General features: G+C 66.6%; 24 protein-coding genes. 6 read left to right on the top strand and 18 right to left on the bottom strand.

Annotation, left to right across the window (positions count from 1 at the left end; translation table 11 throughout):
* The first annotated feature begins 46 nt into the window (after positions 1-46).
* From CVN68_RS14340 to CVN68_RS14365, 6 genes are all read left to right on the top strand, one after another.
* Positions 47-1,489, top strand: a complete 1,443-nt coding sequence (locus CVN68_RS14340) for an NAD(P)-dependent oxidoreductase (protein ID WP_100282800.1) — start codon at positions 47-49, stop codon at positions 1,487-1,489.
* Positions 1,486-2,205, top strand: coding sequence for a hypothetical protein (locus CVN68_RS14345; RefSeq protein ID WP_233503362.1), 720 nt, complete (start codon positions 1,486-1,488; stop codon positions 2,203-2,205). Before CVN68_RS14340 ends, CVN68_RS14345 begins: the two co-directional genes overlap by 4 nt.
* Complete coding sequence (locus CVN68_RS14350; protein ID WP_100282802.1) at positions 2,202-2,969, top strand: DUF2059 domain-containing protein; 768 nt, start codon at positions 2,202-2,204, stop codon at positions 2,967-2,969. The genes CVN68_RS14345 and CVN68_RS14350 overlap by 4 nt, the downstream gene beginning before the upstream one ends.
* Positions 2,966-7,471, top strand: coding sequence for a glutamate synthase large subunit (gltB, locus tag CVN68_RS14355; protein WP_100282803.1), 4,506 nt, complete (start codon positions 2,966-2,968; stop codon positions 7,469-7,471). The genes CVN68_RS14350 and gltB overlap by 4 nt, the downstream gene beginning before the upstream one ends.
* 65 nt (positions 7,472-7,536) lie before the next feature.
* On the top strand, positions 7,537-7,959 hold the full coding sequence (locus CVN68_RS14360) for a hypothetical protein (RefSeq protein WP_100282804.1): 423 nt from the start codon (positions 7,537-7,539) through the stop codon (positions 7,957-7,959).
* Positions 7,960-8,004: 45 nt separating this feature from the next.
* Entirely contained in the window at positions 8,005-8,676 is a 672-nt protein-coding gene (locus tag CVN68_RS14365; RefSeq protein WP_100282805.1) for a glutathione S-transferase family protein, read from the top strand.
* A 93-nt stretch (positions 8,677-8,769) separates the two neighbouring features.
* Here CVN68_RS14365 and CVN68_RS14370 read toward each other — a convergent pair whose 3' ends face one another.
* The 18 genes from CVN68_RS14370 to fliF form a co-directional block, all read right to left on the bottom strand.
* Entirely contained in the window at positions 8,770-9,522 is a 753-nt protein-coding gene (locus CVN68_RS14370) for a TraB/GumN family protein (protein ID WP_100282806.1), read from the bottom strand.
* Positions 9,523-9,602: 80 nt separating this feature from the next.
* The gene (locus CVN68_RS14375; protein ID WP_100282807.1) at positions 9,603-10,451 is read right to left on the bottom strand and encodes a LytTR family DNA-binding domain-containing protein; all 849 of its coding nucleotides are present in this window, start codon (positions 10,449-10,451) and stop codon (positions 9,603-9,605) included.
* 54 nt (positions 10,452-10,505) lie between these two features.
* Entirely contained in the window at positions 10,506-10,904 is a 399-nt protein-coding gene (locus CVN68_RS14380) for a flagellar export chaperone FliS (protein WP_100282808.1), read from the bottom strand.
* 4 nt (positions 10,905-10,908) lie between these two features.
* The gene (gene fliD, locus CVN68_RS14385; RefSeq protein WP_100282809.1) at positions 10,909-12,315 is read right to left on the bottom strand and encodes a flagellar filament capping protein FliD; all 1,407 of its coding nucleotides are present in this window, start codon (positions 12,313-12,315) and stop codon (positions 10,909-10,911) included.
* Positions 12,316-12,358: 43 nt separating this feature from the next.
* Positions 12,359-13,495, bottom strand: coding sequence for a flagellar type III secretion system protein FlhB (flhB, locus tag CVN68_RS14390; RefSeq protein ID WP_100282810.1), 1,137 nt, complete (start codon positions 13,493-13,495; stop codon positions 12,359-12,361).
* Positions 13,495-14,262, bottom strand: coding sequence for a flagellar biosynthetic protein FliR (gene fliR / locus CVN68_RS14395; protein ID WP_100282811.1), 768 nt, complete (start codon positions 14,260-14,262; stop codon positions 13,495-13,497). The genes flhB and fliR overlap by 1 nt, the downstream gene beginning before the upstream one ends.
* 136 nt (positions 14,263-14,398) lie before the next feature.
* A complete protein-coding gene (gene fliQ / locus CVN68_RS14400) occupies positions 14,399-14,668 on the bottom strand; it encodes a flagellar biosynthesis protein FliQ (protein WP_100282812.1) in 270 nt (89 codons plus the stop codon).
* Positions 14,669-14,671: 3 nt separating this feature from the next.
* On the bottom strand, positions 14,672-15,487 hold the full coding sequence (fliP, locus tag CVN68_RS14405) for a flagellar type III secretion system pore protein FliP (protein ID WP_100282813.1): 816 nt from the start codon (positions 15,485-15,487) through the stop codon (positions 14,672-14,674).
* Positions 15,487-15,738, bottom strand: coding sequence for a flagellar biosynthetic protein FliO (locus CVN68_RS14410; protein ID WP_233503363.1), 252 nt, complete (start codon positions 15,736-15,738; stop codon positions 15,487-15,489). The genes fliP and CVN68_RS14410 overlap by 1 nt, the downstream gene beginning before the upstream one ends.
* The gene (gene fliN, locus CVN68_RS14415; RefSeq protein WP_100282815.1) at positions 15,738-16,037 is read right to left on the bottom strand and encodes a flagellar motor switch protein FliN; all 300 of its coding nucleotides are present in this window, start codon (positions 16,035-16,037) and stop codon (positions 15,738-15,740) included. Before fliN ends, CVN68_RS14410 begins: the two co-directional genes overlap by 1 nt.
* Complete coding sequence (locus CVN68_RS14420) at positions 16,034-16,978, bottom strand: FliM/FliN family flagellar motor switch protein (protein WP_100282816.1); 945 nt, start codon at positions 16,976-16,978, stop codon at positions 16,034-16,036. Before CVN68_RS14420 ends, fliN begins: the two co-directional genes overlap by 4 nt.
* Positions 16,979-16,984: 6 nt before the next feature.
* A complete protein-coding gene (locus CVN68_RS14425; protein WP_100282817.1) occupies positions 16,985-17,605 on the bottom strand; it encodes a flagellar basal body-associated FliL family protein in 621 nt (206 codons plus the stop codon).
* A 17-nt stretch (positions 17,606-17,622) separates the two neighbouring features.
* A complete protein-coding gene (locus CVN68_RS14430; protein ID WP_100282818.1) occupies positions 17,623-19,053 on the bottom strand; it encodes a flagellar hook-length control protein FliK in 1,431 nt (476 codons plus the stop codon).
* A 91-nt stretch (positions 19,054-19,144) separates the two neighbouring features.
* A complete protein-coding gene (locus CVN68_RS14435; protein ID WP_100282819.1) occupies positions 19,145-19,573 on the bottom strand; it encodes a hypothetical protein in 429 nt (142 codons plus the stop codon).
* Positions 19,566-20,894 carry a FliI/YscN family ATPase gene (locus CVN68_RS14440; protein ID WP_100282820.1) on the bottom strand — a complete coding sequence of 443 codons (1,329 nt, stop codon included), beginning with the start codon at positions 20,892-20,894 and terminating at the stop codon, positions 19,566-19,568. The genes CVN68_RS14435 and CVN68_RS14440 overlap by 8 nt, the downstream gene beginning before the upstream one ends.
* Positions 20,888-21,616 (bottom strand): FliH/SctL family protein, encoded by a 729-nt coding sequence (locus tag CVN68_RS14445; protein ID WP_100282821.1) that lies wholly within the window; start codon positions 21,614-21,616, stop codon positions 20,888-20,890. The genes CVN68_RS14440 and CVN68_RS14445 overlap by 7 nt, the downstream gene beginning before the upstream one ends.
* Complete coding sequence (gene fliG / locus CVN68_RS14450) at positions 21,609-22,619, bottom strand: flagellar motor switch protein FliG (protein WP_100282822.1); 1,011 nt, start codon at positions 22,617-22,619, stop codon at positions 21,609-21,611. Before fliG ends, CVN68_RS14445 begins: the two co-directional genes overlap by 8 nt.
* On the bottom strand, positions 22,616-24,268 hold the full coding sequence (gene fliF, locus CVN68_RS14455) for a flagellar basal-body MS-ring/collar protein FliF (protein WP_100282823.1): 1,653 nt from the start codon (positions 24,266-24,268) through the stop codon (positions 22,616-22,618). The genes fliG and fliF overlap by 4 nt, the downstream gene beginning before the upstream one ends.
* Positions 24,269-24,270 lie beyond the last annotated feature (2 nt).

Here is a 24,270-nt window from a genome sequence, read left to right on the forward strand (position 1 = left end):
AGTATTGCTGCTTTATTTATCCTGCTCCCTTGGATAGGGCGCGGGCATGGCAGACGATGCAATGCTCAAATTCGTAGCGCGCGGGCAGCAATATCCCGACAAGCGCGAGGCTGAACTCCGCGCGGAGGATTTTCGCGAGATTGCGGAACGCTATGCCGTGCCCGATGCCGAGGCACAGGCCGGGCGCTGCTCGCAATGCGGGGTGCCTTATTGTTCGGTGCATTGCCCGCTGCACAATCACATCCCCGATTGGCTGCGGTTGACTGCCGAAGGCCGGCTGCGCGAAGCATATGAACTCAGCAACGCCACTTCGACCATGCCGGAGATCTGCGGCCGCATCTGCCCGCAGGACCGGCTGTGCGAAGGCAATTGCGTGATCGAATTCTCCGGGCATGGCGCAGTGACGATCGGATCGGTCGAGAAGTTCATCACCGACAAGGCGTGGGACGAAGGTTGGGTCGAGCCGGTCCGGGTCGGCCCGGCGCGCGGCCAATCGGTCGGCGTGATCGGTGCGGGGCCGGCGGGGCTGAGCGCCGCCGAGTATCTTCGCGAGATGGGCTATGACGTCCATATCTATGATCGGCATGACCGCGCCGGCGGACTGCTGACCTATGGCATCCCGGGCTTCAAGCTCGAGAAGCACATCGTGATGCGGCGAGTCGCCCGGCTCGAAGAGGCGGGGATCGTCTTCCACACCAGCTTCGAAGTCGGCCGCGAGGCGACGCTCGATGAACTGCGCGCGCGGCACGACACGATCCTGATCGCCACCGGCGTGTACAAGGCGCGTGGAATCAAGGCGCCGGGGGTCGGCGCTTCGGGCGTGATCGAGGCGCTCGACTATCTTACCGCTTCCAACCGCAAGAGCTTCGGCGACACCGTCCCCGCGTTCGACGACGGCAGCCTCAACGCCGACGGCAAGCATGTCGTGGTAGTGGGCGGCGGCGACACGGCGATGGACTGCGTCCGCACTGCGATCCGCCAGGGCGCGGCGTCGGTGAAGTGCCTTTATCGCCGCGACCGCGCCAACATGCCGGGCTCGCAGCGCGAAGTCGCCAATGCCGAGGAGGAAGGCGTCGAGTTCGTCTGGCTCTCGGCGCCCGAGGCGTTCGATGGCGGCGACAAGGTGACCGGCGTGCGCGCGACGAAGATGCGGCTCGGCGCGCCCGACGCCTCGGGCCGCCGCGCGCCCGAAGTCGATCCGGGTGGAGCGTTCCAGCTGCCGGCAGACCTCGTGATCAAGGCGCTCGGCTTCGAGGCCGAAGATCTGCCCCGGCTGTTCGGCGCCGAGGCGCTGGGCGTCACCCGCTGGGGGACACTGCGCACCGACGGCAAATCGATGATGACCAGCATCGAAGGCGTGTTCGCGGCGGGCGACATCGTCCGCGGCGCCAGCCTGGTGGTGTGGGCGATCCGCGACGGCCGCGACGTCGCGGCGCATATGCATGCTTGGATGAAGGCGAAGGCCCTCAGCGAGAAGGTCGCGGCGTGAGCCTGTTCTCAGTCTTAGCCTTGATGATCGCAGGCCCCGCGCAGTCGGCGCCTACTGCGCCGCTCGCTACCCATTCAACGGCTTCGCCTAGAGAAATCGCGTTGACCACAATAGTTGAGGGCTTTTTTTATGAGCAGTTCTCGGCCCGGCTATTGGATGCGGCGCTAGCCGCGACGATTCACTCGGGTTTGCTGTCTACCCCTGAGGGCCAACAGCTGGAGAAGGTCTATCCGGGCATCGGCGATGCAATGGTTGCCGGCGCCACGCGCGAAATGGCTAAGGCACTTCCTGAACGGTTTGCCTCTGCCCGAATGGCGGCGCGCGCGCATTGGACGCAGTTCAGCGACGCCGATCTGACCGCATTCGCAGCCGTGCTGCGCCCAAGTGTGGCTGACATGGCGACCTTGCCGGCCGAGGTCCGCGTTGGGGAAACTGCCACCATGGCCATGCAGAGGACATTTCGGACCGGGCACGGAGCCGAAATTCAATCGCGGCTTTCCAAAAGGCTATCTGAGTTCTCGACTACGCCAGCCGGCCGGCGAATCGGCGGCCGCCTCGATGGCTTCCTGCGGGAAGTGGGGAATGCCAAGGCCGCCGCCACGACGGATCTGACCAAGCGCGCGCTCGCCGCCGCAGATCGGGCGGCCAACAACTATGTCATCGCCAGCGGGGAGAAAAGCTGGCTACCTTTTCCATCAGCAGGGATTGATAAATGACCCCTGAGCATCAGCGCCACGCCCGCGAGGGCATGCACCGCCGCGAGCTCGGAGGCGAAGCCTGCTATATCGGCATGGTTGCGGCGCCCGACCGCCAGGCGTTGCGCCGCGTTGCGAAGGGACTGTTGGCGGGAATCATCCTGGCGCCCGCATTGCCCCATGCGGTGCCGGCACGGGCCGCTCCGCAAGTGGTGGCAGCGGATCCGGCGCGACTGACGACTGCCGAAAAGGTGGTCGCCAAGCTCGTCCCGCAGGGGATTTACCTGCGCATCATGCGCGACGCCTTCCCGCAGATGATGGACGCGATGATTGCCCGGATGAGCGGGATGACCGCTGCCGATCTGGATGAGAAAGACAAGAGCGGCAAGACACTCGAGCAGCTCGCGGCGGAGAAGGATCCCGCTTTTCGCGAGCGCATGACCATCATGACGCGCGTGATGGGCGAGGAAATGGGCAAGGTGATGGACAAGCTCGAGCCGCGCGTCCGGGCGGCTGTCGGCAAGGCCTTTGCCCGGCGTTTCACGCTGCAGCAGCTGAGCGACATGGACGTGTTCTTCGCCACGCCGTCGGGCGCCGCGTTCGCGAAGGACTATCTGCTGACCTTCATGGATCCCGAGATGCTGCAGGAAATGTCCGCATCCATGCCCGAGATGATGCGCGCGATGCCCGAGATCATGAAGCGCGTCGAGAAAGAGACGGCGCACCTGCCGCCGCCGCCCAAGTCCGAGGGCGACACCGACACCGAGGTCGAGACCAAGCAATGACCAGTGAATCCGAACGCACCCGCCTTGCCAACGAAGGCATGTACCGCCCCGAGTTCGAAGGCGATGCCTGCGGCGTGGGCATGGTCGCCGCGACCGACGGCCAGCCGTCGCGCCGCGTCGTCCAGTCGGCGATCGATGCGCTGAAGGCAGTGTGGCACCGCGGCGCAGTCGATGCCGATGGCAAGACCGGCGATGGCGCGGGCCTGCATGTCGACTTGCCGGTGCGATTCTTCGACGACGCGATCGCCGCCGGCGGTCACCGCGTGATGCCGAATCGCCTCGCCGTCGGCATGATCTTCCTGCCGCGCACTGATCTGGGGGCGCAGGAGGCGTGCCGCACGATCGTCGAATCGGAGATCATCGAGGCCGGCTACACCATCTATGGTTGGCGTCAGGTGCCCGTCGACGTTCGGGTGATCGGGATGAAGGCACAGGCGACCCGCCCCGAGATCGAGCAGATCATGATCGCCGGGCCGCTGCCCGCCGAAGTCGACGCCGCCGAGTTCGAGAAGAACCTGTACCTCATCCGCCGCCGGATCGAGAAGCGCGTCATCGCCGCGCAGATCAGCGGCTTCTACATCTGCTCGCTGTCGACCCGCTCGATCATCTACAAGGGGCTGTTCCTCGCCGAGAGCCTCAGCGAATTCTATCCCGATCTCAAGGACGAGCGCTTCACCAGCCGCGTCGCGATCTTCCATCAGCGTTATTCGACCAACACCTTCCCGCAATGGTGGCTGGCGCAGCCGTTCCGCTGCCTCGCGCACAATGGCGAAATCAACACGATCCGCGGCAACAAGAACTGGATGCTCAGCCACGAAATCAAGATGGCGAGCCTCGCGTTCGGCGAGCAGAGCGAGGACATCAAGCCGGTGATTCCGGCGGGAGCTTCAGACACGGCCGCGCTCGACGCGGTGTTCGAGGCGATCTGCCGTTCGGGGCGCGACGCGCCGACCGCCAAATTGATGCTGGTGCCCGAGGCGTGGGACGACAACACCCCCGCCAGCCACCTCTCGATGTACAAATATCTGGCGAGCGTGATGGAGCCGTGGGACGGCCCCGCCGCGCTGGCGATGACCGACGGCCGCTGGGCGGTTGCCGGCGTCGACCGCAACGCACTGCGTCCGCTGCGCTATACCCAGACGTCTGATGGCCTTCTCATTGTCGGCTCCGAGACGGGCATGGTCCAGATTTCCGAATCCTCCATCCTCGCCAAGGGCCGGATGGGCCCGGGGCAGATGATCGCAGTCGATCTCGAAAACGGCGTGCTGTTCGACGACATGGCGATCAAGGACCGCATCGCCGGAGAGGCGAATTATGCCGCGATGATCGGCGAGTTCATCACGCTGAACGATCTGCCCGCAGCCGAGACCGGCGGTTATTACGACCGTGCCGAGCTGACCCGGCGGCAGGTCGCGGCAGGGCAGACGCTCGAGGACATGGAGCTGATCCTCGCGCCGATGGTCGAGACCGCCAAGGAAGCGATCGGCTCGATGGGCGACGATACCCCGCTGGCCGTGATTTCGGACAAGCCGCGGCTGATCAGCCAATTCTTCCGGCAGAACTTCAGCCAGGTGACCAACCCGCCGATCGATTCGCTGCGCGAACGCCAGGTGATGACGCTCAAGACGCGGTTCGGGAACCTCGCCAACATTCTCGACGTCGAGGGCAGCAAGAGTCCCGTGCTGGTGCTCGAGAGCCCCGTGCTGACCAATGCCGACTGGCATCGGCTACGCGCGCATTTCGGCGGCCAGTGCGCCGAGATCGACTGCACCTTCGAGACCGGAAGCGGCCCCGAGGGGCTGCGCGCCGCAATCACACGGATCCGCTACGAGGCCGAACAGGCGGTACGCGCCGGCTGCACCGAATTGTTTCTGACCGACGAGCATCTCGGCACCGACAAGGTGGCGATTGCCGGGGTGCTCGCCGCCGCCGCAGTGCACACCCACCTCGTTCGCCGCGGTTTGCGCTCTTACGCCAGCGTCAACGTCCGCACTGCCGAATGCCTCGACACGCATTATTATGCCGTGCTGATCGGCGTCGGCGCGACCACGGTGAACGCCTATCTCGCCGAAGCCTCGATCGCCGACCGCCAGGCACGCGGGCTGTTCGGCGATCTGAGTCTCGCCGAATGCCTCAAGCGGCACCGCAAGGCGATCGACGAAGGGCTGCTCAAGATCCTGTCGAAGATGGGGATCGCCGTAATCTCGTCGTACCGTGGCGGCTATAATTTCGAAGCGGTCGGGCTGAGCCGGGCGCTGGTGAACGATCTGTTCCCCGGCATGCCCGCCAAGATCTCGGGCGAAGGCTATGCCTCGCTCCACTTGAACGCGATGATGCGCCACGAAGCGGCGTTCGATCGCGCAGTCGCGTCGCTGCCGATCGGCGGCTTCTATCGCCAGCGCCACGGCGGCGAGACGCATGCCTATTCGGCGCAATTGATGCATCTGCTGCAGACGGCGGTCTCGACCGACAGCTATTCCTCGTATTTGCAATTCTCGCGCGGGGTGCGCGACATGCCGCCGGTCTATCTGCGCGACTTGCTCGAGTTCAATTTCCCCAACGAAGGCCTGCCGATCGACCAGGTCGAAGCGATCACCGAGATCCGCAAGCGCTTCGTGACGCCGGGCATGTCGCTTGGGGCGCTCAGCCCCGAAGCGCACGAGACGCTGGCGATCGCGATGAACCGGATCGGCGCCAAGGCCGTTTCGGGCGAGGGCGGGGAGGACCGGCTACGCTACACGCCGTACGAGAATGGCGACAATGCCAATTCGGTGATCAAGCAGATCGCCTCCGGACGGTTCGGCGTGACCGCGGAATATCTCGGCGCGTGCGACGAGATCGAGATCAAGGTGGCCCAGGGCGCCAAGCCCGGCGAGGGCGGCCAGCTGCCCGGCTTCAAGGTGACCGAGTTCATCGCCAAGCTGCGCCATGCGACGCCGGGGGTGACGCTGATCAGCCCGCCGCCGCACCACGACATCTATTCGATCGAGGATTTGGCCCAGCTCATCTACGACCTCAAGATGATCAATCCGCGCGCGCGGGTCTGCGTCAAACTGGTGTCCTCGGCGGGGATCGGCACGGTCGCGGCTGGCGTCGCCAAGGCGCATGCCGACGTGATCCTCGTCGCCGGCCATGTCGGCGGCACCGGCGCGAGCCCGCAGACTTCGGTCAAATATGCGGGCACGCCGTGGGAAATGGGGCTGACCGAAGTAAATCAGACACTCACCCTCAACGGGCTGCGCGGCCGGGTGACCCTGCGCACCGATGGCGGGCTCAAGACCGGGCGCGACATCGTCATCGCCGCGATCCTCGGCGCCGAGGAATTCGGCATCGGCACGCTCAGCCTCGTCGCGATGGGCTGCATCATGGTGCGGCAGTGCCATTCGAACACCTGCCCGGTCGGCGTCTGCACGCAGGACGAAAGGCTGCGCGCGAAGTTCGTCGGCACCCCGGAAAAGGTGATCAATCTGATGACCTTCATCGCCGAGGAAGTGCGCGAGATCCTTGCCAAGCTCGGCTTCAGCAGCCTCGACGAGATCATCGGGCGCACCGAATTGCTCCGCCAGGTCAGCCGCGGCGCCGAGCATCTCGACGATCTCGACTTGAACCCGATTCTCGCCAAAGTCGATGCCGACGATGCCAACCGGCGCTTCAGCCTGTCGACCTTCCGCAACGAAGTTCCCGACAGCCTCGACGCGCAGATGATCCGCGACGCGGCGGCGGTATTCTCGCGCGGCGAGAAGATGCAGCTCACCTATTCGGTGCGCAACACGCACCGCGCAGTGGGGACCCGGCTGTCGTCGGAGGTCACCCGCAAATTCGGCATGTCGACGCTCAACGACAATCATGTCCAGGTGCGGCTGCGCGGGTCCGCAGGCCAGTCGCTCGGCGCGTTCCTGTGCAAGGGCATCACGCTCGAAGTGTTCGGCGATGCCAACGACTATGTCGGCAAGGGATTGTCGGGCGGCGTCATCGTCGTCCGCCCAATGGTGAGTTCGCCGCTCGCGTCCCAGGACAATACGATCATCGGCAACACCGTGCTGTACGGCGCGACTTCCGGCCGGCTGTTCGCCGCGGGCCAGGCGGGTGAGCGCTTCGCGGTGCGCAATTCGGGTGCCGAAGTGGTGGTCGAGGGCTGCGGCGCCAACGGCTGCGAATATATGACCGGCGGCACCGCGGTGGTGCTCGGCAAGGTCGGCATGAACTTCGGCGCCGGGATGACCGGGGGCATGGCCTTCGTCTATGACGCTGATGCGAGCTTCGAAGGCCGCGCCAATCCCGAGAGCATCGTCTGGCAGCGACTGGCCTCGGCGCATTGGGAAGACAAGCTTCGCGGACTGGTTGAGGCGCATGCCGCGGCGACCGACAGCAAATGGTCGCAGGGAATCCTCGAGGATTGGGACCGCGCGGTCGGGCATTTCTGGCAAGTGGTGCCGAAGGAGATGCTCACCCGGCTGCCCCAGCCGCTCTCGGACGCGGTGGAGGCCGTCGCCGCCGAGTGACGTTCAGCCTGTGCTAAGGTGTTGGGAATGATATATAAGCGTTCCTGACGACTCGGGAGAATGTCATGCGTCTGGTCTCTACCGCCGCCCTTCTATGCGCAATCGCCCTTCCCGCCGCCGCGCAAACGCGGGGCGAGGCCGAAGCGGTGCGCCGGCTCAACGACCCGATGGTGCAGGAAGGCGTCGCAATGGCGATGAGCGCGCTGGCGGGGATCGTGCTCGATACCAAGGTAGGGCCGCTTGCCCGTTATGCCGATCCCGACGCGGACATCCGCCCGTCGGATACGCTGCGCGACGTCGAACGGCGCCGCGATCCGCATTTCGAAGCCAAGCTCCATGCGCGGACGCGCCGCGCGGTCGGCGCCGTCGGCGCAGTCACCAGTGATGCGCTGGCGATGAGTGCCGAGCTGGCGCGGACGGCAGACCGGCTTCGCGACGCGCTGGCGCCGCTGCAAGGCGCGATCGAGGCCTACTCGGAGGATAATTGACGCATCGGCTGGACGCGCCGCGCGTCCGCAGTAGATACGGGCTGCATGTGGCAGCTCCTTCAATTCCCGCTTTGTCCGTTTTCGCGCAAAGTCCGCCTGCTGCTCGGCGAAAAGGCAATCGGCTATGAGCCGGTGCGCGAATCGCCGTGGCTGCGGCGCGACGAGTTCCTCGACCTGAACCCGACCGGCCAGGTGCCGGTGATGGTCGACACCGAGCGTGGCGTCACACTGATCGATTCGACGGTGATCTGCGAATTCTTCGAGGAGACGGTCAGCAAGAACGCGATGATCAGCGGCACCGCCACCGATCGCGCCGAGATCCGCCGGCTGGTGATCTGGTTCGACGACCATTTCTACAGCGACATCACCGCACCCTTGCTCCACGAGCGCATGATCAAGCGTGTGGTGCACAAGGTGGCGCCCGACGCCAAGGCACTGCGCGAGGCGATGAAGGCCGCAGTCGCGCATCTCGATTATATCGACTATCTGCTCGATCACCGCACCTGGCTCGCCGGCCCGACGATGAGCCTGGCCGACCTCGCCGCCGCGGCGCAGATCTCGATCGCGGATTATCTCGGCGGGATCGACTGGAAGAGCCACGACCAAGCCAAGCGCTGGTATATCGGCATGAAGAGCCGGCCAAGCTTCCGCCCCTTACTCTCCGAGCGGATGGAAGGCATCGCGCCCCCGGCGGATTACGAGAAGCTGGATCTCTAGGTTGCGAACGACCGGGCCGACGAGCCGGTCGACATCGCTGTCGTTCGCCCGGGGATCCGCGCGATGGCCCCGCAGCGGCGCCCCTTTTGCTCATCAGTTGCTCGCAGGCCTACGAGGCGCCTCGACCTGGGCTACCCACGACGAGGACGAGACAATTCGGGCGGCGGCGACCTTGCGGACCGCATTCTCGAGCTGGCCGCGATTGCGATAGCCGCCGATCACCAGCACCCGCTTGCCTGGTCTCGACTGGACCGTGCGCGTCACGACCTCCGCCATCCCATCGTCCCACGCAGACTGCACTTTTACGAACGCAGGGCCGACGATTGCGGCACGGAGCGCGACATGGCTGTCGACCATGCGCGCGGTCGTCTCGTCCTGAGTCTGACTGGCGCGCCGCCAATAAGCGAGCAGCGCGGTTTCCAGCGCCTCGTCGAAGGCCGTCAGGGCAGTTGCACCTTGGGGATCGTTTCGGCCGAGCGCCGCGAAGGCAGCTCCCGCCGCCCCCGCGAGCTCCGCGAAGCGTGGTCCGCCGGGCTCCATTGCCACGGCCTCGACTCCGGCACTGTCGAGCCAGCGCCAGATCATCTGAGGATATTCCGGACGACCGGGAGTATCCGTGCGCCCGACCAGCTCGTCTGGACGCACTTCCAGCACAACGACATCGGGCCGAAATGCCTCGAGCAGGCGGCGTAGCTGGTCATAGTCGAAACTTTCTTCCCGTGCGTGCAGGCCGTGCAGGGCGCCGAGCACCAGCACTTCGTCGCCACGTGGCCTGGTTTGGGCATGCGCCGGAAGCATAGCGAGAAGGGCGGCGACGAACGCCAGCGGCTGAAGGGAGCGGGTCATGGGACAGGGTCTGCGGCAACCGCGCAACGCAGGCACGGCCAAATCGCCGAGCGGGATCGCCTTTGCGCCGACCGGGACAATCAGTCCAGCGCCGCCCACCCGGAGAGCGCCCGTCGATACCGGCGGCTAAGACGAACGGTGGCTCCACCGGCGAGTTCGAGAAGCGCATCGCCGCGCCCGAGGCGCCGAACCGCACGCACCCTGTCCAGTCGGACAATCGCGGTACGATGCACGCGCGCGAAATCGGTCGAGGGCAAAGCGGTCCCGAGCGCCGAGAGCGAACTGTCGACGAGAATCGTGCCCGCACCCGTATGGACCTCGACATAGTCCCCGGCCGTCGCAACCCATTCGATCGCCTCGAGAGGGACGTGCTGTCGGCGGCCGCCGGTACGCACCCAGAGTCCGTCGATTGCCGACGAAAGAGGCGCGTGCGCCGACTCCATTATGGGGGCCGCGGCCGAGCGCCGGCGATATTCGACGGCGATCGCCACGATGGCCGTATAAGCGAGCGCGCCCGTATCGAGATTGGCGGCAAGGACATAGGGGACCATCTCGCCCGGTGAGGCGAAACTCCGCCCATAAACAGGCCAGTAGAGGATGCTGAACAGCCCCACGTGAAACGCGAGCGCTACAGGCAGCCCTGATACCAGCATCGCAGCGCGGATGCCCCGCGAGCCGCCGGCGGCCAGAATCCGATGTGCCACAACAAGGAGCAAAGGGCCGAGCAGCGCCCAGGCGGAGTAGATCGCGGCGGTGTAGCCCAGCGCCGGTAAAAATGGCTGCGGACGCTGCTGTAGCGCAGCAAGGATCTGGTTCTGCAGCATGACGAGCGAAGTGAGCGCGACCCACGGTAGCACACCGATGAGAAGCAGGCCTCGCACCCGAAAGAGGGAAGGGGGAATCACCCAGACTGGCGCGCTGCCTTTCATGCAAGCTTCCCTACGCCACTCGTTAGCGCGCTGTCAGCCCAGGCTTCCTCTTGATCAAGAAGCCCGAACGCTCGCCCAAGCGCCGCCGATTTCCTCGAGACTCGCCGCGGCTTCGCGGAAGGGTTCGGGATCGGTACCGATGCTGGCCTGCAACACCTGTTGGCGCAGCCCGTGATAAAAGGTCGCGAGCGTGCGCGAGACTTCGCCGCCCTTTTCGAAATCGAGCCCCGCCTCGAGCGCGAACAGGATCGCCGTCGCACGCGCCACGCGCTCGCTTTTGATCGCGAACCGGCGGGTCTCGGCGGCACAGGCGGCGGCCCGAAGCGCGGCAACCCCCTCTTCGTAGAGCAGACCGACGAGCCGGTGTGAATCGGCACCGCTGGTGCGCCCGGCGAGATCGACCTGACGATAGGTGGCGGCGGGATTGGCGAGCGGGGTGGCGTAGCGCGTCATGACGTCAATCGCCGCCGTTCCATGCCTTGACCTGCTGCTCGAGGAAGCTCTGCGTCGACTTGTACGCGGCCACCTTGGCATCCATCGCGGCGAATTGCTGGGTCATGCGGCTGCGCAACTTCTCGGTCGCGGCGAGGACGTCTTCCTTCTCGTCGGCGACCTTGGTCTGCGCCTTTTCATAATTGGCCTGGCTGACGCCGAGGCCGGTGTCCTTGTTGGTCGCCTTGCTCGCGATCTCGGAGAGCGCCTTGGTGAGCCCGGCCCCTTGCGCGAAGATCGCCTCGACATTCCTCGGAAACGACGTGACGACATTTGCCAGCCGCGCCGTGTCGACGCTGAGCATGCCGTCGCGCTGGGTGGCGATGCCGATATCGGCGAGCGCCTTCGGCGTATCGGCCGCAGCGTCGGGCAACAAAGTCGCGAGCGTCATCCCCTTGAGCTGGCGGAGCAGGTCCTTGGCGGCGGGATCGCCGCGCAGCGGCCCGTCGACGGCATTGGTCGCCGCCTTCACCAGCTTGTAGACTGCATTATAGGTCTCGACGAAATTGGTGATCGTCTGGTTGATTTCGGTGGTCGGCGGCCTGGCACCGATCGCGACCCTGGTCCCGACCGCGGCCGAGACGAGATCGATGCGCACCCCTTCGATCAGCCCATAGACGCTGTTCGTCGCATAACGCGTCTCGACTCCGTCGAGCGCGAGAAGCGCGTCCTGCGCAATGCTGTTGACCTGCGAAGCAGTAGCGGTGCGGCCGATGTTGAGCTGGGCGAGATCGCCGGTGCCGGTGAGCTCGAAGGCCTGCGACGCGCCGCTCGCGCCCTTGACCACCAGCCGCGCGCCGCTGGCGTCGGTCATGATCGAGGCGGTGACGCCGGCATTGGCGGCGTTGATCGCCTTGGCCACGCCATCGAGCGTGTTGTGCGCCGCATCGACTGTGATCGTGATCGGCGCGGCCGGCCCGGGAGTGAAATCGGTCATCGCATTGCCCGCAACGGTCGCGCTGCCGAAGGTCAGGGTCAGCGTGCCGGTGCCGATCACACTGTCCTTGCCGCCAGCGAACGCGTTGGTGCTCGCGACCTGGCCCTGCGCGAGCTGGCGGACCTCCACCGAAGCGTTGAACCCGGTGAGGTCGGCGCCGGCCAGCCGGGTGACGGTGAGCACGTCGCTGCGCGCGCTGGTCGGCTGGGTGGCGAGCGTGCCGCCGCTGGTGAGCGCGGCGAGCGCCGACGCGAAATCGCTGATCGTGCTCTTGAGTTCGCCGACCTTGGAAATCTGCGTGGTGAGCGTCTCGCTCTTCGCAGTCAGCGCCTTGTTCTTGTTGGCGAAGCTCGCCTCGACGAGCCCGGTGACGAGCGCAGTGACGTCGACCCCCGAACCGGTTCCCAGCGTCTTCGCAATCGATTCGATGGCCATCGGTTTTCCCCTGTCCCGTTAAGCGGCAGCGCGGTGCCGCGCTTTAGGCCGGACGCTCGATTTTCTGGCCCTCTTCGTCGAACAAGGCGCCCGGCGGGACGGTGACCGACGGCAGGCTGCCGCCGGCGCGCTTGTTGATCCCGAAGACGAAGGCGAGGACGATCGCGATGGCGTGATAGAGATCGTCGCGAACCTCCTGCCCTTCACGGCTGGTGTAATAGACCGCGCGGGCGAGCTGCGGATATTCGAGCACCGGCACCGCGAATTCGGCGGCGAGCTCACGGATCGCCAGCGCGGTCTGGCCACGGCCCTTGGCCACCACCACCGGGACCTGATCCTTGCCTTGGTCATAGCGAAGCGCGACCGAGAAATGGGTCGGATTGGTGAGCACCACATGGGCGGTGGCGACGGTCTTGCGATAACCGCCCTTGAGGATCTCGCGCTGCCGTTGGCGCTGTTGCGCCTTGAGCTCGGGCGAGCCTTCGGATTCCTTATGCTCTTCCTTGACCTCCTGCTTGGTCATGCGGAGCTGACGGAAATGGCGGATCATCTGGATCGGCAAGTCCACGCCGGCGATGATCAGCAGCCCCGCCGCCATCACGAACATCAAGGCGAGAAACTGTCCGCCGAGCGAGCCGACCGCACCGTGAAGGTCCGACGACACGTGGCCGAGCGTGCTGCGGGTGATCGAGCGTAGCATCCACGCACCCATCGCACCGAGCAGCAGAACTTTGAGCAGCGATTTGCCGAGCTCTATCCAACCGGTGGGTCCGAACATTCGCTTGAGGCCCGACGCGGGATTGATCCGCGAAGCCTTGGGAGCGAACAATTTGTTGTTCCAGCCGATCGAGCCAAGCCCGGCCTGGCTGAGGATCGCGGCGATCACGCTGAGCGCGAACAGCCCGCCGAGCGACGGCGCGAGCTTCCATCCCGCCGATGCCAGCGGCCGCCACGGCTCGAAATGCTCGACATCGCCGCGTCCGAACGAGAAGCTCGCCGTCATCACTTCCTTGCACGCGCCGATCAGCGACGGGCCGAGGAACGCCATCCACACGCAGCCGATCAGGATCACCAATGCGGTGCCGAAATCCTTCGATTTGAGAAGTTGGCCTTCCTCTACCGCCTTGCGCTTGCGACGGGCTGTCGGGGCTTCCGTCTTTTCGCCGAAGCTCTCCGACATCAGCCGAGCACCAGCCGGGACGCGGCGTCCAGCGCCTCGCGGATGATGACGAGCAGATAGTCGCCCATCGCCGGGAGCGCGAGCAGGATCGCCACCACGCCGACTGCGAGGCTGGCAGGCAGGCCGACCGCGAACAGGTTGAGCGCAGGCGCGGCGCGGCTGAGCATGCCGACCACGACGTTGAGGCAGAGCAGCAGGAAGCCGACCGGAAGCGCGAGCAGCAGCCCGGCGAGGAAGACATAGCCGCCGAACAAGGCGATGCCGAGGAGCCGCTCGGGCGCGAGCCAGACGCCCGGCGGCATCGTCTCGTAGCTGCGCACCACGAGGTCGACGAGAACGAGGTGGCCGTCGACCGCGAGGAAGAGCAGAGTCAGCAACAGCGACAGGAACTGGCCAAGCGCGGGGGTCGAATGGCCGCTATTGGGGTCGACTGCGTTGGCGAAGCCCAGCCCCATAGACATACCGATGACTTCGCTGGCGACCATCGGCGCGGCGAAGGCGATCTGGAGGACGAACCCGAGCGCGAGGCCGACCAGCGCTTCGGCGGCGATTGCGAGCATCGTGGTGAGCGAGAAGATCTCGGCGGGCGGCGTGATGTGCGTGGTGTTGATCACCAGCACGCCGATCGCACCGGTGAGCGCGATGCGTGCAGGCAGCGGGATCGCGACGGCGCTGAACACGGGAGCCGCGATGAACGCCGCGCCGATCCGCACCATCGCGAACAGCAAGGTCCAGAGCTGCGGCTCGATCGCAAGGCCGAAGCCCATCACTGCCAGATTCCCCTTCCGCTTGCGGGAGGGGTTAGGGGAGGGGCTGGCCTAGAATACGCACGACGGGGAAGAGGGACAGCCCCTCCCCCGACCCCTCCCGCAAGCGGAAGGGGAGCGAAAACGGCCAGCACAGTCACTTCACCAGATCCGGGATGCGTTCGAAGATGCTCGTGGTGAAATCGCCGATCAGCCCGAGGATCATCCCGCCGAAGATCACGAGGCTCACCGCCACCACGATCAGCTTGGGGACGAAGCTGAGCGTCTGCTCCTGAATCGAGGTCGCCGCCTGGACCATGCCGAGGATCAGGCCGGACAACAGCGCCGGGATCAGGATCGGCGCCGAGGCGAGCGCGAGGATCCACATCGCCTCGCGTGCGACGGTGAGGAAATAATCGGCGTCCATGGATCAGGTCCCGAAGCTGGCGGCGAGGCTGCCCATGGTCAGCGCCCAACCGTCGACCAGCACGAACAGCAGCAGCTTGAACGGCAGCGAGATGATCGTCGGCGACATCATCATCATGCCGAGGCTCATCAACACGGTGGCTACGACGAGATCAATGACGATGAAGGGCAGGAAAATCAGGAAGCCGATCTGGAACGCGGTCTTCAATTCGCTGGTCACGAAGGCCGGGAGCAGCACCGAGAAGGGCACGTCGGCCGGCTTGGCATAAGGGCCGCTCTTGGCCATGTCTGCGAACATCTTCACGTCGCGGTTGCGGGTCTGCTTGATCATGAAGCCGTGGAGCGCCTCGCCGGTGCCGGCGATCATCTGGGTCGCGCTGATCTGGCCGGCTGCATAAGGCTGGATCGCAGTGGTGTTGGCCTGGTTGATCACCGGGGACATCACGAAGAAGCTCAGGAAGAGCGACAGGCCGATCAGCACCTGATTGGGCGGCGTCTGCTGGAGACCGAGCGCCTGGCGCAGCACCGACAGCACGATGATGATCCGGGTGAAGCTGGTCATCATCAGCAGGATGCCCGGCAGCACGGTGAGCAGGCCCATGATGATGAGGACCTGCAGCGACAGGCTGAGCGGTGCATTGCCGCCGCCGAGATCACCGAGCGCACGATCGACTGCGTCGCCTACCCCCGGTGTGGGGGCGGGTGCGGGCACGCCCTGCGCGAATGCAGGGGCGGCAAAGAGAATGAAGAACGCCAGCAGCCCGACGAACAGGGCCGCGCGCCCGCCGACCGAGCGGGGAGCCGAAAGCCGCGCGAGCATCAGCCTTGCGCCTTGTCGACCAGGGTGACGCCGCTACGGCTGACCGAAACGAGCAATTTCTGCCCTTCGAATTCGACCACCGCGAGGCGGAGGCCGGGCGCGAGCATCATCGTTTCCTTGACCTGGACCATTCGGGTGCCCTGGTTCTTCGGCAGCCGCGCCTCGAGCTTGCGCCACGCATAGAGGCAGCCGATCAGCAGCCCGCAAACCAGCGGCAGCAGGATCACCAGCTTGAGGATGTACGACCACATCATGCGCGCGCGGTCCGCTTCTCCGGGCTGACCAATTCGGTCATGCGGACGCCGAACTTCTCGCCGACGGTGACGACTTCGCCGCGGCCGATCAGCGTGCCGTTGACGAAGATGTCGAGCAATTCATTGGCGTCGCGGTCGAGTTCGATCACGCTTTCCTCGCCGAGCGCGAGCAACTCGCGCAGCGACAGCGAAGTCGAGCCGATTTCGACGGTCAGCTTGACGTCAACATCCTGGAGCAGCCGGAAATTGGCGGCCACCGAAGTATCGACGGGAAAACCCCCGGCCATGTCGTTCATCGGAAATCCTCTTCGCTGAGCTCGAGTTGGGTAAGCCGGACGGCGGCGCGGCCGTTGGCAGTGCCGACGAGGCCGGTACCGAGGCGGCGCGACGCCACCATCACCGGAACCTCGGGGCCGAAATCGATCGGGATCACGTCGCCCGGCTTGAGATCGAGCAGCAGGCCGAGCGGGACCACCGGCTCGGCGAGCACCGAGCGGACCGGGAATCGCACCCCCATCACTGCGCGGGTGAGACCGCTGCGCCATTCGGGCTCGACTTCCGCGGGGACGCCGTGAACCTTGACCGTCAACGCGGCACCATGCGGCTTGAGCGCGGCGACGGGGTAGAGGATGTCGACGAAAGCAGGCTTGCGCTCGCCCACGGCGATGCCGAAGCGCGTGACGATCACCGGATCATCGCCGGCAAGCTCGGGAAAAGCGGCGAGATTGGCGCCCTCGACCGCGCGAAAGGCGACGCGGGTGAGCGGCTCCCAGGCGGCTTCGAGCGGCGCGGCGAGCATCTTCGCGAGGCGGCCGACCAAAGTTTCGGCGGCGGGGGTGAATTCGATGGGGAGCGGGTGAGGCGCTTCGCCGTCTCCGCCGAAGAATGCGTCGAGCATCTCAAGCACCAGCTTCGCGTCGAGCGCCAGCTGGACCCGCGCCCGGGCATTGCCCATCGTCAGCGGCTGCCACGCAGTGAGGCAATGCCCACGCTCGGCGCGGTAATCGGCCCAGCGCTGCACCGCGAGCGGCTCGGCCCAGCAGCGCAGATCGGCGCGGAGGACCCCGTCGAACACCGGCTTGAGCGCCTTCGCCAGCCGCGCGCTCAGATGCTGCAGCGTGACGAGATCGCCGAACGGATTGAGGTTCGCGCTGCCCAAAGCCGGCGCGTGTTCCGCGCTGGCCCGGCGGCGCTCTCGCCGTTCGACGCTGCCGATGTCTGAAGGGGCGTTAACCATGCCCGTTCACTGAACAATGAAATTGGTAAAGTAGACGTTACTTACGCCTCCGAAACCTTCCTTTTCCTTCAGGACGGCGTTGACTGCCTTGGCGAGCCGGTCCTGGATGTGGCGCTTGCCCTCGGCGGTGAAAACCTCGTCCTCGCTGGTCTCGCCCAATGCCATCAGCACCTGCGAGCGGATCGCGATCTCATGGGTCTTGATGTTCTCGAGGACGCGCTCGTCATAGGGCGTGGAGACGGCGATGCCGACCTGGATGAAGTGGACGCTGTCCTGGAGATTGGAAGTGAACTCCTTCTCCATCGGATAATAGCTCGAGGCGTATTTGTCGCCGCCTTCCCCCTTGGGGGTGGGCTTGCCGTGGCCGCCCTCGGAGGCTCCGCCTTCCTCGCCATGACCGCCGCCCTCGCCCTTCAGCGCGGCGCGCTTCTCTTCACTCTTGGGCAGGAGCCGGGGTTCGTTCGAATCGGTCCCGGCGGGTTTCACGCTGAACCAGCCCGCCTGCATGCCGTACACTGCGGCGCCGCCGCCCGTGCCGAGCAGCACGATCGGAAGGCCGAGGATGATCATCAGCTTCTTGCTCTTGCCCTTCGCGGGCGCTGTTTGTGCGTCGGTCTTGTCGGCCATGATGGTCTCCGTTGCGCTCAGGCGATGCGGTCATCGTCGGCAGGGCCGACGGCGGACTCGGGATTGGCGGGGTGCGGCTTGAGCGATTGCGGCTGGGCGGGTTGCTCGCGGCTGTCGCGGTTGGCTCCCTGCCCGGCGGTGCCGCTCTCGAAGCTGGTCTGGCCGAGCTTGAGCCCGCGTGCTTCGGCAAGCTCGCCGAGCCGCGGCTGGGCGTCGGCGATCAGCTGGCGCGCGGCCTGGGTCTCGGTGGTGAAATGAACGTGGACGCGGTCGCCTTCGCAGCGGATCGACACCTCGACCTTGCCCAAAGCCTCAGGCGCGAGGCTGAGCCGCGTCTCGCGCACCGGCGCGGCGTCGCGCAGCGCCTCGATATGCTCGACCATCTTTCCCACCCATTCCTGACGGCGCGTGTCGAGCGCGGCCTGCTGGACGTCGACGGGCGCGGGCGCTGCTTGCGGCTGCGCGGCGTCGGCGGCCGGAGCAAGGATGGCAAGCGCCGCGGATTCCACCCCCGTTGCCGGGCGCAGAGGCGCGGATGCGGCGGGTGTACCAGCGGCGCTCGCACCCTCGATCGCCAAGGGGATCGGCGTCAGGAGCGGCGCGGCCACGGTGGGAGACCGAAGCGGCTGCATCGTCGGTGCCCGCTTCGAGGGACCCGGCGCACTCCGCACCTGTTCGGACGCCCTCTTTGCGGGCGGAATCGCGGCTTCGAGCGCGCGTACAGATGCTTCGTGAAGCACGAAGGGGAGTTGAGTGGCTAGCTCGACTACGGCCGGTGGCAGCGCGGCACCTTCGGCTCGCGGGACGGGCTGTGCGCCCGGCACGGTAGCAGCGACGGGTCTGGCCACGGTCGCGCTCGGGATCAAGGGTGCCGCATCCGCCGCGGTTTCGGCCGCGGGACAGGCGGGTTTGGGAGCTTTCGGACCAGCAATATCCGGCGCTTCCCCGGTCGGGATCGGTAGCGCCTCCGCGTGCTTCGGCGTGGCAAAGGCTGGGGTCGGCAAACGGGCGAGCACGGACTCCACCGTGGCCTCCGGGGCAACCGAAGCGGTCGGCGTCCCGACGTCTGCGTCGGCTTCGCCGAGCAGCGGCGCGGTGGAGCCGGGGAGCGCGACGGCTTCTGTAGCCGCCGGACCTTCCGGCTCGATCGCGACGGCCATAACGGCAGCTGCGACACCGGGTGGCGAAGGCACTGGCTCCGGAGTTGGTGCAATCGCGAACCATGCGAAAGCGATGTCGGCGCCGTCTTTGGGGGCGTCCTGCTCTTCGGCGCTGTCGCTATCGGCGGTGGTCGGCAGTTCCGGCAAATCCTTGCCGGCATCTGCAACCATTTGCCGCCCGGGAAGCAGCGCGTCGCCGTCGCCCTCCGCCACAGGCGCGTCAGCCCGCGGCAGCACCAGCGCGCCCAAAGCGAGCGCGAAGCTGCTGGCGGCTCCCGATGCGAGCAAGGCGGGACGAACCGGCCCGTGCGGCACAACAGGAAGGAGCGACGAAAGCTGGATCAAGTGCGAAACCCCGGGTGAAACTGGTCACCGCAGTTCAGCAAATATCGTGCCGTTTTCTCGCATTGGCCGGCAAAGCCTCGAGTTCGCGCAACACCTTGAGCGCCGCCTTGGCATCCTCGCGCTCGATCAGCTTCTCGATCGCACTCTGGTCGCGATGTGCCTCGCGCGTCGCGGCACGTGCCGTCTCCAGTCCCTGCCTGGCGACGACGACGCGGCGTTCGGCTGCGTGTGCGGATTGGTGGAGGCGATCACGATAATGCGCGGCCGCGATCAGCGAGGTCGCGAAAGTGGGCGCGGGCGCAGCGACGGGCGCGACATTGTCGGCCAGCGCGGCGATACGCTCGCGCAGCGTCTGCTCCTGATCGACCCTGGTGCGCGCATGCACTTCGGCGGCGCGGACCTGATCCAGCTGGAGCGTGCGCACGCGAAGCAGCCGCTCGAGCTTCTTCGCGGTCCTAGCCATCGCCGAACACGCCGGTCAGCTCGGCGACGGCATCGGGCAAGCTGACGATTTCGTCCGCGCTCTGGCGGATATACTCCATCACTGCGGGGTGGCAGGCGATCGCGGCGTCGATCTCGGAATCCGCGCCGGGGCGATAGGCGCCCATCAGCACGAGATCGCGATTTTCCTCATAGGTCGCGAGATGCCGGCGCAGCACGCGCGCGGCATGAAGGTGATCCTTGCCGGCAATGTCGGTCATCACCCGGCTGACCGAAGGGCCCAGATCGATCGCGGGATAGACCCCGCGTTCGGCGAGCGCCCGGCTGAGCACGATATGCCCGTCGAGGATCGAGCGGGCGCTGTCGACGACCGGATCGTTGCCGTCGTCGCCATCGGCGAGCACGGTGTAGATCGCAGTGATCGAGCCGCCCGACGACACGCAGGTGCCGGCGCGTTCGATCAGGCTGGGCAGCATCGCGATGGCGCTCGGCGGATAGCCGCGCGCGCTGGCCGGCTCGCCGAGCGCGAGGCCGATCTCGCGGCCGGCATGCGCAACGCGAGTCAGCGAATCCATGATCAGCAGGACCTTCTTGCCCTCGGCCCGGAAGCTCTCGGCGATCGCGGTAGCGCGCAATGCGCCGCGGATGCGGAGCACCGGCGAGTGATTGGCGGGGACCGCCACTACCACCGAGCGGGCGCGCGCGGCACCGAACACCTTGGTCTCGAGGAAATCGGCGACTTCGCGCGAGCGCTCGCCGATCAGCCCGACCACCACGACATCGGCTTGCGCCGCGCGGACGATCATGCCGAGCAGCACCGATTTGCCGATGCCCGAGCCGGCCATGATCCCGACGCGCTGGCCCTGGCCAATGGTGAGCAGCCCGTTGATCGCGCGGACGCCGACGTCGAGCGGCTGGAGCACCCTGCCGCGATCGAGCGGCGACTGGAGCTTGCCCGCGAGCGGCCATTTGCCCGCGCCCCGGATCGGACCGAGCCCGTCGATCGGCTTGCCGGCGCCGTCGACCACCCGGCCGAGCAATGCGGCACCGACTTCGGCTTCGCCGGGAGGACCGATGGGCCGGACGGGGGCATTGGGGAGCAAGGCGGCCGGGCCGCCGAGGTTCATCATCAAGGTTCGGCCAGCCCGAAAGCCGATCACTTCGGCCTCGACCCGGCTGGCGCCGTCGCCGATCGCACAGACCGTGCCGACGGGGAGCGCGAGGCCCACCGCCTCCATCAGCAGCCCGTCATAAGACGAAAGCCGCCCCGAGACCTTGGCGCGCGGCGCGAAGTCGCGGCAGCCCAGCCCGTCGAGATAGTCGTCGGTGAACTTGTTCAGCATGCCGGCGGGATCGGAACGCGATCGATCGCGTGCGCCAGCTGTTCGAGCCAGATTTCGGGGCCATCCTCGACGATCGTCGAAGCGCTTTCGATGACGAAGCTGCCGCGCGTGACGTGTGGATCGCCGACGGGGAAGATCGTCGTGGGCAGCTTGCCCTGGACGAGCGGGACATCGTCCGGGTGCAACCGCAACAGCGCCGATTCAGCGCCGTCGGCGAGCAGGTCGACCGCGGCGGTGATCCGCGCGGCGAGGATGTCGGGGGCGACTCCGGCATCGCCGATCATCCGCTGGACGAGATGGAGCACGGTCTGGCGGAGATGCCCGGCCATCCGCTCGCGATCGAAATGCGCGCCGGCGGCGAGCGCTGCGGACACTTGATCGAGCAACGCGGCCTCGCGGGCGCGGGCTTCCTCGACTTCGGCGAGCGCCGCGGCGCGGCCTTCGGCGAAGCCGGCCTCGCGCGCGGCGGCGATCGGATCGGTGAAGCTGACGGGGCTGGCGGGCGCCTCGGCCACGAACGGGTCCCAGCCTTCGGTGGGATTGGTGCCGGGATCGGCGGGCGAAAAATGACGTGGGGTTACCGGCGCCGGCTCCTCGAAGCCACGGCGGCCGATGCTGCCGATATCGGCGGCGGCAAATGCGGCACTCTCACCGAACGCGCGATGAAGCACATGCGCAGCCGCCTGCATGCGGCTGGTGAAGCCGGGAGCGAACTCAGACATAATCGTCGTCGCCGCCCTTGCCCGGCATCTGGAGCGTGCCGTCCTTCACGAGGCCGCGCGCGATGCCGATCATCACCTTTTGCGCTTCGAGCACGTCGGCGAGCTTCATCGGCCCGCGCGCCTCCATCTCGTCGCGAATGCCGTCCGCGGCGCGGCTCGACATGCACCCGAGGAAGCGATTGCGGACATCCTCCTCGACGCCCTTGAGCGATTTGGTGAGCGCGTCGGCGTCGACGCTGCGGATGAGGGTAGACAGGTTCTTGTCGTCGAGTTCGAGCAGATTGTCGAAGACGAACATCGCCTCCTCGATTGCCTTTGCGACTTCGCGGTCGATCTTGGCGAGCTTGGGCATCACGCGCTGCTCGGTGACTTTCCGGGCGCCCGACAGGATCTTGGCAGCCTCGCGCGTACCGCCGAGCTGGAGTCCGATCGATTTGCGGCCGCCGGCGGCACGACTGGCGAGCATCGTCTTCAGCGTCTCGATCGCCTCCGGGGGCACGGGTCCCAATTTGGCGACCCGGCGCAGGATCTGCGGCTGGACGTCCTGCGGCAAGTGATCGAACACCTGCGCGGCGACTTCCGAATCTAGCTGGACGAGCAATACTGCAGCGATCTGCGGATGCTCCTCGGCGATCATGGCGGCGATCTCCTCGGGTTCGAACCATTGCAATTGCTCGAGCCCGGCATTGGCCGCGGGCGGCATGATCCGCGCGAGCACGCCTTCGGCCCGTTCGCTGCCGAGCGCCCTCGTCATCATGCCGGCGATTTGCGGGCGGGGATCGAACACGACGCTGGAGCGGCCCCGCGCCTTGAACACGAAATCGTCGAGCACCTGGTCGACCTCGGCCTCGCTGACGTCCGCCACGGTGAACATCGCCTTGCCGAGATCGCGGACCTCGTCGGGATCGAGCTTCTGGAGGATCGCCGCGGCTTCCTCCTCGCCGACCAGCATCATCAGCACCGCGGCACGCTCGACGCCGTTGAAGCTGCGCAGCGCGTTCATGCCGCGTCCGCCTTGATCATGTCGCGGACCGCCAGCGCGGCCCGCGCCGGATTTTCGCGGGTGAAACCGCGGACCAGCCCGACGCGATCGTCATAGCTGTTGCCACGGTCCTCGAGCATGTCGATCGACACGCTGGGGACCGCTGCGGGAACGCCCTCGCCATTGGGATTGCCGATCGGCAGGCCGGGGCGCTGGGTGGCGTCATCGCGCTTCTTGAGCAGCGCCCTGGTGAGCGGGCGTACGCCAAGAAACAGGACAAGCAAGGCAATCACCAAAGCGGTGGTGTTGCGCGCGGCCATCGGCACCCATTCGGCCTCGTACCAGGCGGCCCCCGTCTTGCCGGCATCGGCGGCGGCGCTGAACTTGCGGCTGACCACGGTGACCTGGTCCTGCCGCTGGGCGTTATAGCCGACGGTGGCGCGGACCAGCTCGTTGATCTGGTTGATCTCGGCAATGCCGCGCGGCTTGCCCGGCTCCTCGCGCAACAGCACCGCGACCGACAGCCGGCGTACATTGCCGGGGGTGGCGCGCGTGACCGAGATTTCCTTGCCGGTCTCATAGGTGCGCGTGAAGCTGTCACTCTGCCTCGTCTGCGGCGGCGGCGCAGGCGCGGTCGGTGTCGCCGAAGCCGTGGCGCCGCCCGCATTGGGCGCCACCAGGGTGCTCGCCGGCGGCGGCGTGTTCGACAGCGTGCCAGGGATGCCGCCGGGCGCCTGGCCGTCCTTCGAGGTGCCGGTCCATGCGCCCTGCTCGGCGCGCATCACCTGACCCTGCTTGTCATAGCTTTCGCGGGTGGCCTGACTTTCGTCGAGATCGACATCGGCTTGCACCTCCGCCGTGAAATTGCCGACGCCGATCATCGGCGTGAGCAATTGCGCGAGTTGTTCGCGATATTTGTCCTCGACGCGGCGCTGGAAGTCGATGCGGGTGTCGCCGGCGCTGGCGCCGTCCTTGCCGCCCGATTTGGACAGAAGCGCGCCCATCTGGTCGACGATCGTCACTGCATCGGGCTGCATGCCCGGCACCGACGAGGCGACGAGATTGACGATTGCGCGGATCTGCGCGTCGGCCAGCGCACGGCCCGGCTGGAGCTTGAGGATGACGCTGGCCGAAGGCGCGGCGCGATCGCGGACAAAGGCCGAAGCCTCAGGCGTGGCGAGATGGACACGCGCCTCCGCAACCGCGTCGATCTCCTGGATCGAGCGGGCGAGCTCGGTCTCGCGTGCCTGGCGCATGCGCTCGCCTTCGACTGCGCGACTGACCCCCATCGGCAAATTGTCGAGGATCGCATAGCCGCCGGGCGCCGCCTTGGGCAGGCCTTCGCTGGCGAGCAGCATCCGCGCTTTGTGGTAATCGTCCTCGGCGACGGTGATCGATCCCGAGGCGTCGATGCTGTTCGCGATGCTCGCACCCTGGAGCGCGGACGAGATCGCCGCCTTGTCGGCGTCGCCCACATTGGCGAACAGGATGCGCTGCGGCGAGGTCGACACCATCGACCAGGCGAGAAAGCCGGCGAGGACCAGCCCGACGAGGAAGACGAACGGCAGGCTGCGTTTGACCGCAGGCTGGCCGAGCAGGCCGGTGAGTTGCTGGAGCGGGCCGCGGGCCGGGGTGCCGGCGGTGGTGGTGGGTGTGAGTGTGTTGCTCATCG

The sequence above is a fragment of the Sphingomonas psychrotolerans genome (genome assembly GCF_002796605.1).
GTDB classification, from domain to species: domain Bacteria; phylum Pseudomonadota; class Alphaproteobacteria; order Sphingomonadales; family Sphingomonadaceae; genus Sphingomonas; species Sphingomonas psychrotolerans.

What these genes read in the sequence shown, in the direction of transcription:
- fliR (WP_100282811.1), bottom strand. Translation starts at nt 14,262, where the DNA reads ATGGGCTTCGGCCTTGCGATCGAGCCGCAGCTCTGGACCTTGCTGTTC.
- flhB (WP_100282810.1), bottom strand. Translation starts at nt 13,495, where the DNA reads ATGTCGGAGAGCTTCGGCGAAAAGACGGAAGCCCCGACAGCCCGTCGC.
- CVN68_RS14425 (WP_100282817.1), bottom strand. Translation starts at nt 17,605, where the DNA reads ATGGCCGACAAGACCGACGCACAAACAGCGCCCGCGAAGGGCAAGAGC.
- CVN68_RS14410 (WP_233503363.1), bottom strand. Translation starts at nt 15,738, where the DNA reads ATGTGGTCGTACATCCTCAAGCTGGTGATCCTGCTGCCGCTGGTTTGC.
- CVN68_RS14440 (WP_100282820.1), bottom strand. Translation starts at nt 20,894, where the DNA reads ATGCTGAACAAGTTCACCGACGACTATCTCGACGGGCTGGGCTGCCGC.
- CVN68_RS14340 (WP_100282800.1), top strand. Translation starts at nt 47, where the DNA reads ATGGCAGACGATGCAATGCTCAAATTCGTAGCGCGCGGGCAGCAATAT.
- CVN68_RS14360 (WP_100282804.1), top strand. Translation starts at nt 7,537, where the DNA reads ATGCGTCTGGTCTCTACCGCCGCCCTTCTATGCGCAATCGCCCTTCCC.
- CVN68_RS14375 (WP_100282807.1), bottom strand. Translation starts at nt 10,451, where the DNA reads ATGAAAGGCAGCGCGCCAGTCTGGGTGATTCCCCCTTCCCTCTTTCGG.
- gltB (WP_100282803.1), top strand. Translation starts at nt 2,966, where the DNA reads ATGACCAGTGAATCCGAACGCACCCGCCTTGCCAACGAAGGCATGTAC.
- CVN68_RS14365 (WP_100282805.1), top strand. Translation starts at nt 8,005, where the DNA reads ATGTGGCAGCTCCTTCAATTCCCGCTTTGTCCGTTTTCGCGCAAAGTC.
- CVN68_RS14420 (WP_100282816.1), bottom strand. Translation starts at nt 16,978, where the DNA reads ATGGTTAACGCCCCTTCAGACATCGGCAGCGTCGAACGGCGAGAGCGC.
- fliP (WP_100282813.1), bottom strand. Translation starts at nt 15,487, where the DNA reads ATGCTCGCGCGGCTTTCGGCTCCCCGCTCGGTCGGCGGGCGCGCGGCC.
- CVN68_RS14445 (WP_100282821.1), bottom strand. Translation starts at nt 21,616, where the DNA reads ATGTCTGAGTTCGCTCCCGGCTTCACCAGCCGCATGCAGGCGGCTGCG.
- fliD (WP_100282809.1), bottom strand. Translation starts at nt 12,315, where the DNA reads ATGGCCATCGAATCGATTGCGAAGACGCTGGGAACCGGTTCGGGGGTC.
- fliG (WP_100282822.1), bottom strand. Translation starts at nt 22,619, where the DNA reads ATGAACGCGCTGCGCAGCTTCAACGGCGTCGAGCGTGCCGCGGTGCTG.
- fliF (WP_100282823.1), bottom strand. Translation starts at nt 24,268, where the DNA reads ATGAGCAACACACTCACACCCACCACCACCGCCGGCACCCCGGCCCGC.
- CVN68_RS14370 (WP_100282806.1), bottom strand. Translation starts at nt 9,522, where the DNA reads ATGACCCGCTCCCTTCAGCCGCTGGCGTTCGTCGCCGCCCTTCTCGCT.
- CVN68_RS14435 (WP_100282819.1), bottom strand. Translation starts at nt 19,573, where the DNA reads ATGGCTAGGACCGCGAAGAAGCTCGAGCGGCTGCTTCGCGTGCGCACG.
- fliN (WP_100282815.1), bottom strand. Translation starts at nt 16,037, where the DNA reads ATGAACGACATGGCCGGGGGTTTTCCCGTCGATACTTCGGTGGCCGCC.
- CVN68_RS14380 (WP_100282808.1), bottom strand. Translation starts at nt 10,904, where the DNA reads ATGACGCGCTACGCCACCCCGCTCGCCAATCCCGCCGCCACCTATCGT.
- CVN68_RS14350 (WP_100282802.1), top strand. Translation starts at nt 2,202, where the DNA reads ATGACCCCTGAGCATCAGCGCCACGCCCGCGAGGGCATGCACCGCCGC.
- fliQ (WP_100282812.1), bottom strand. Translation starts at nt 14,668, where the DNA reads ATGGACGCCGATTATTTCCTCACCGTCGCACGCGAGGCGATGTGGATC.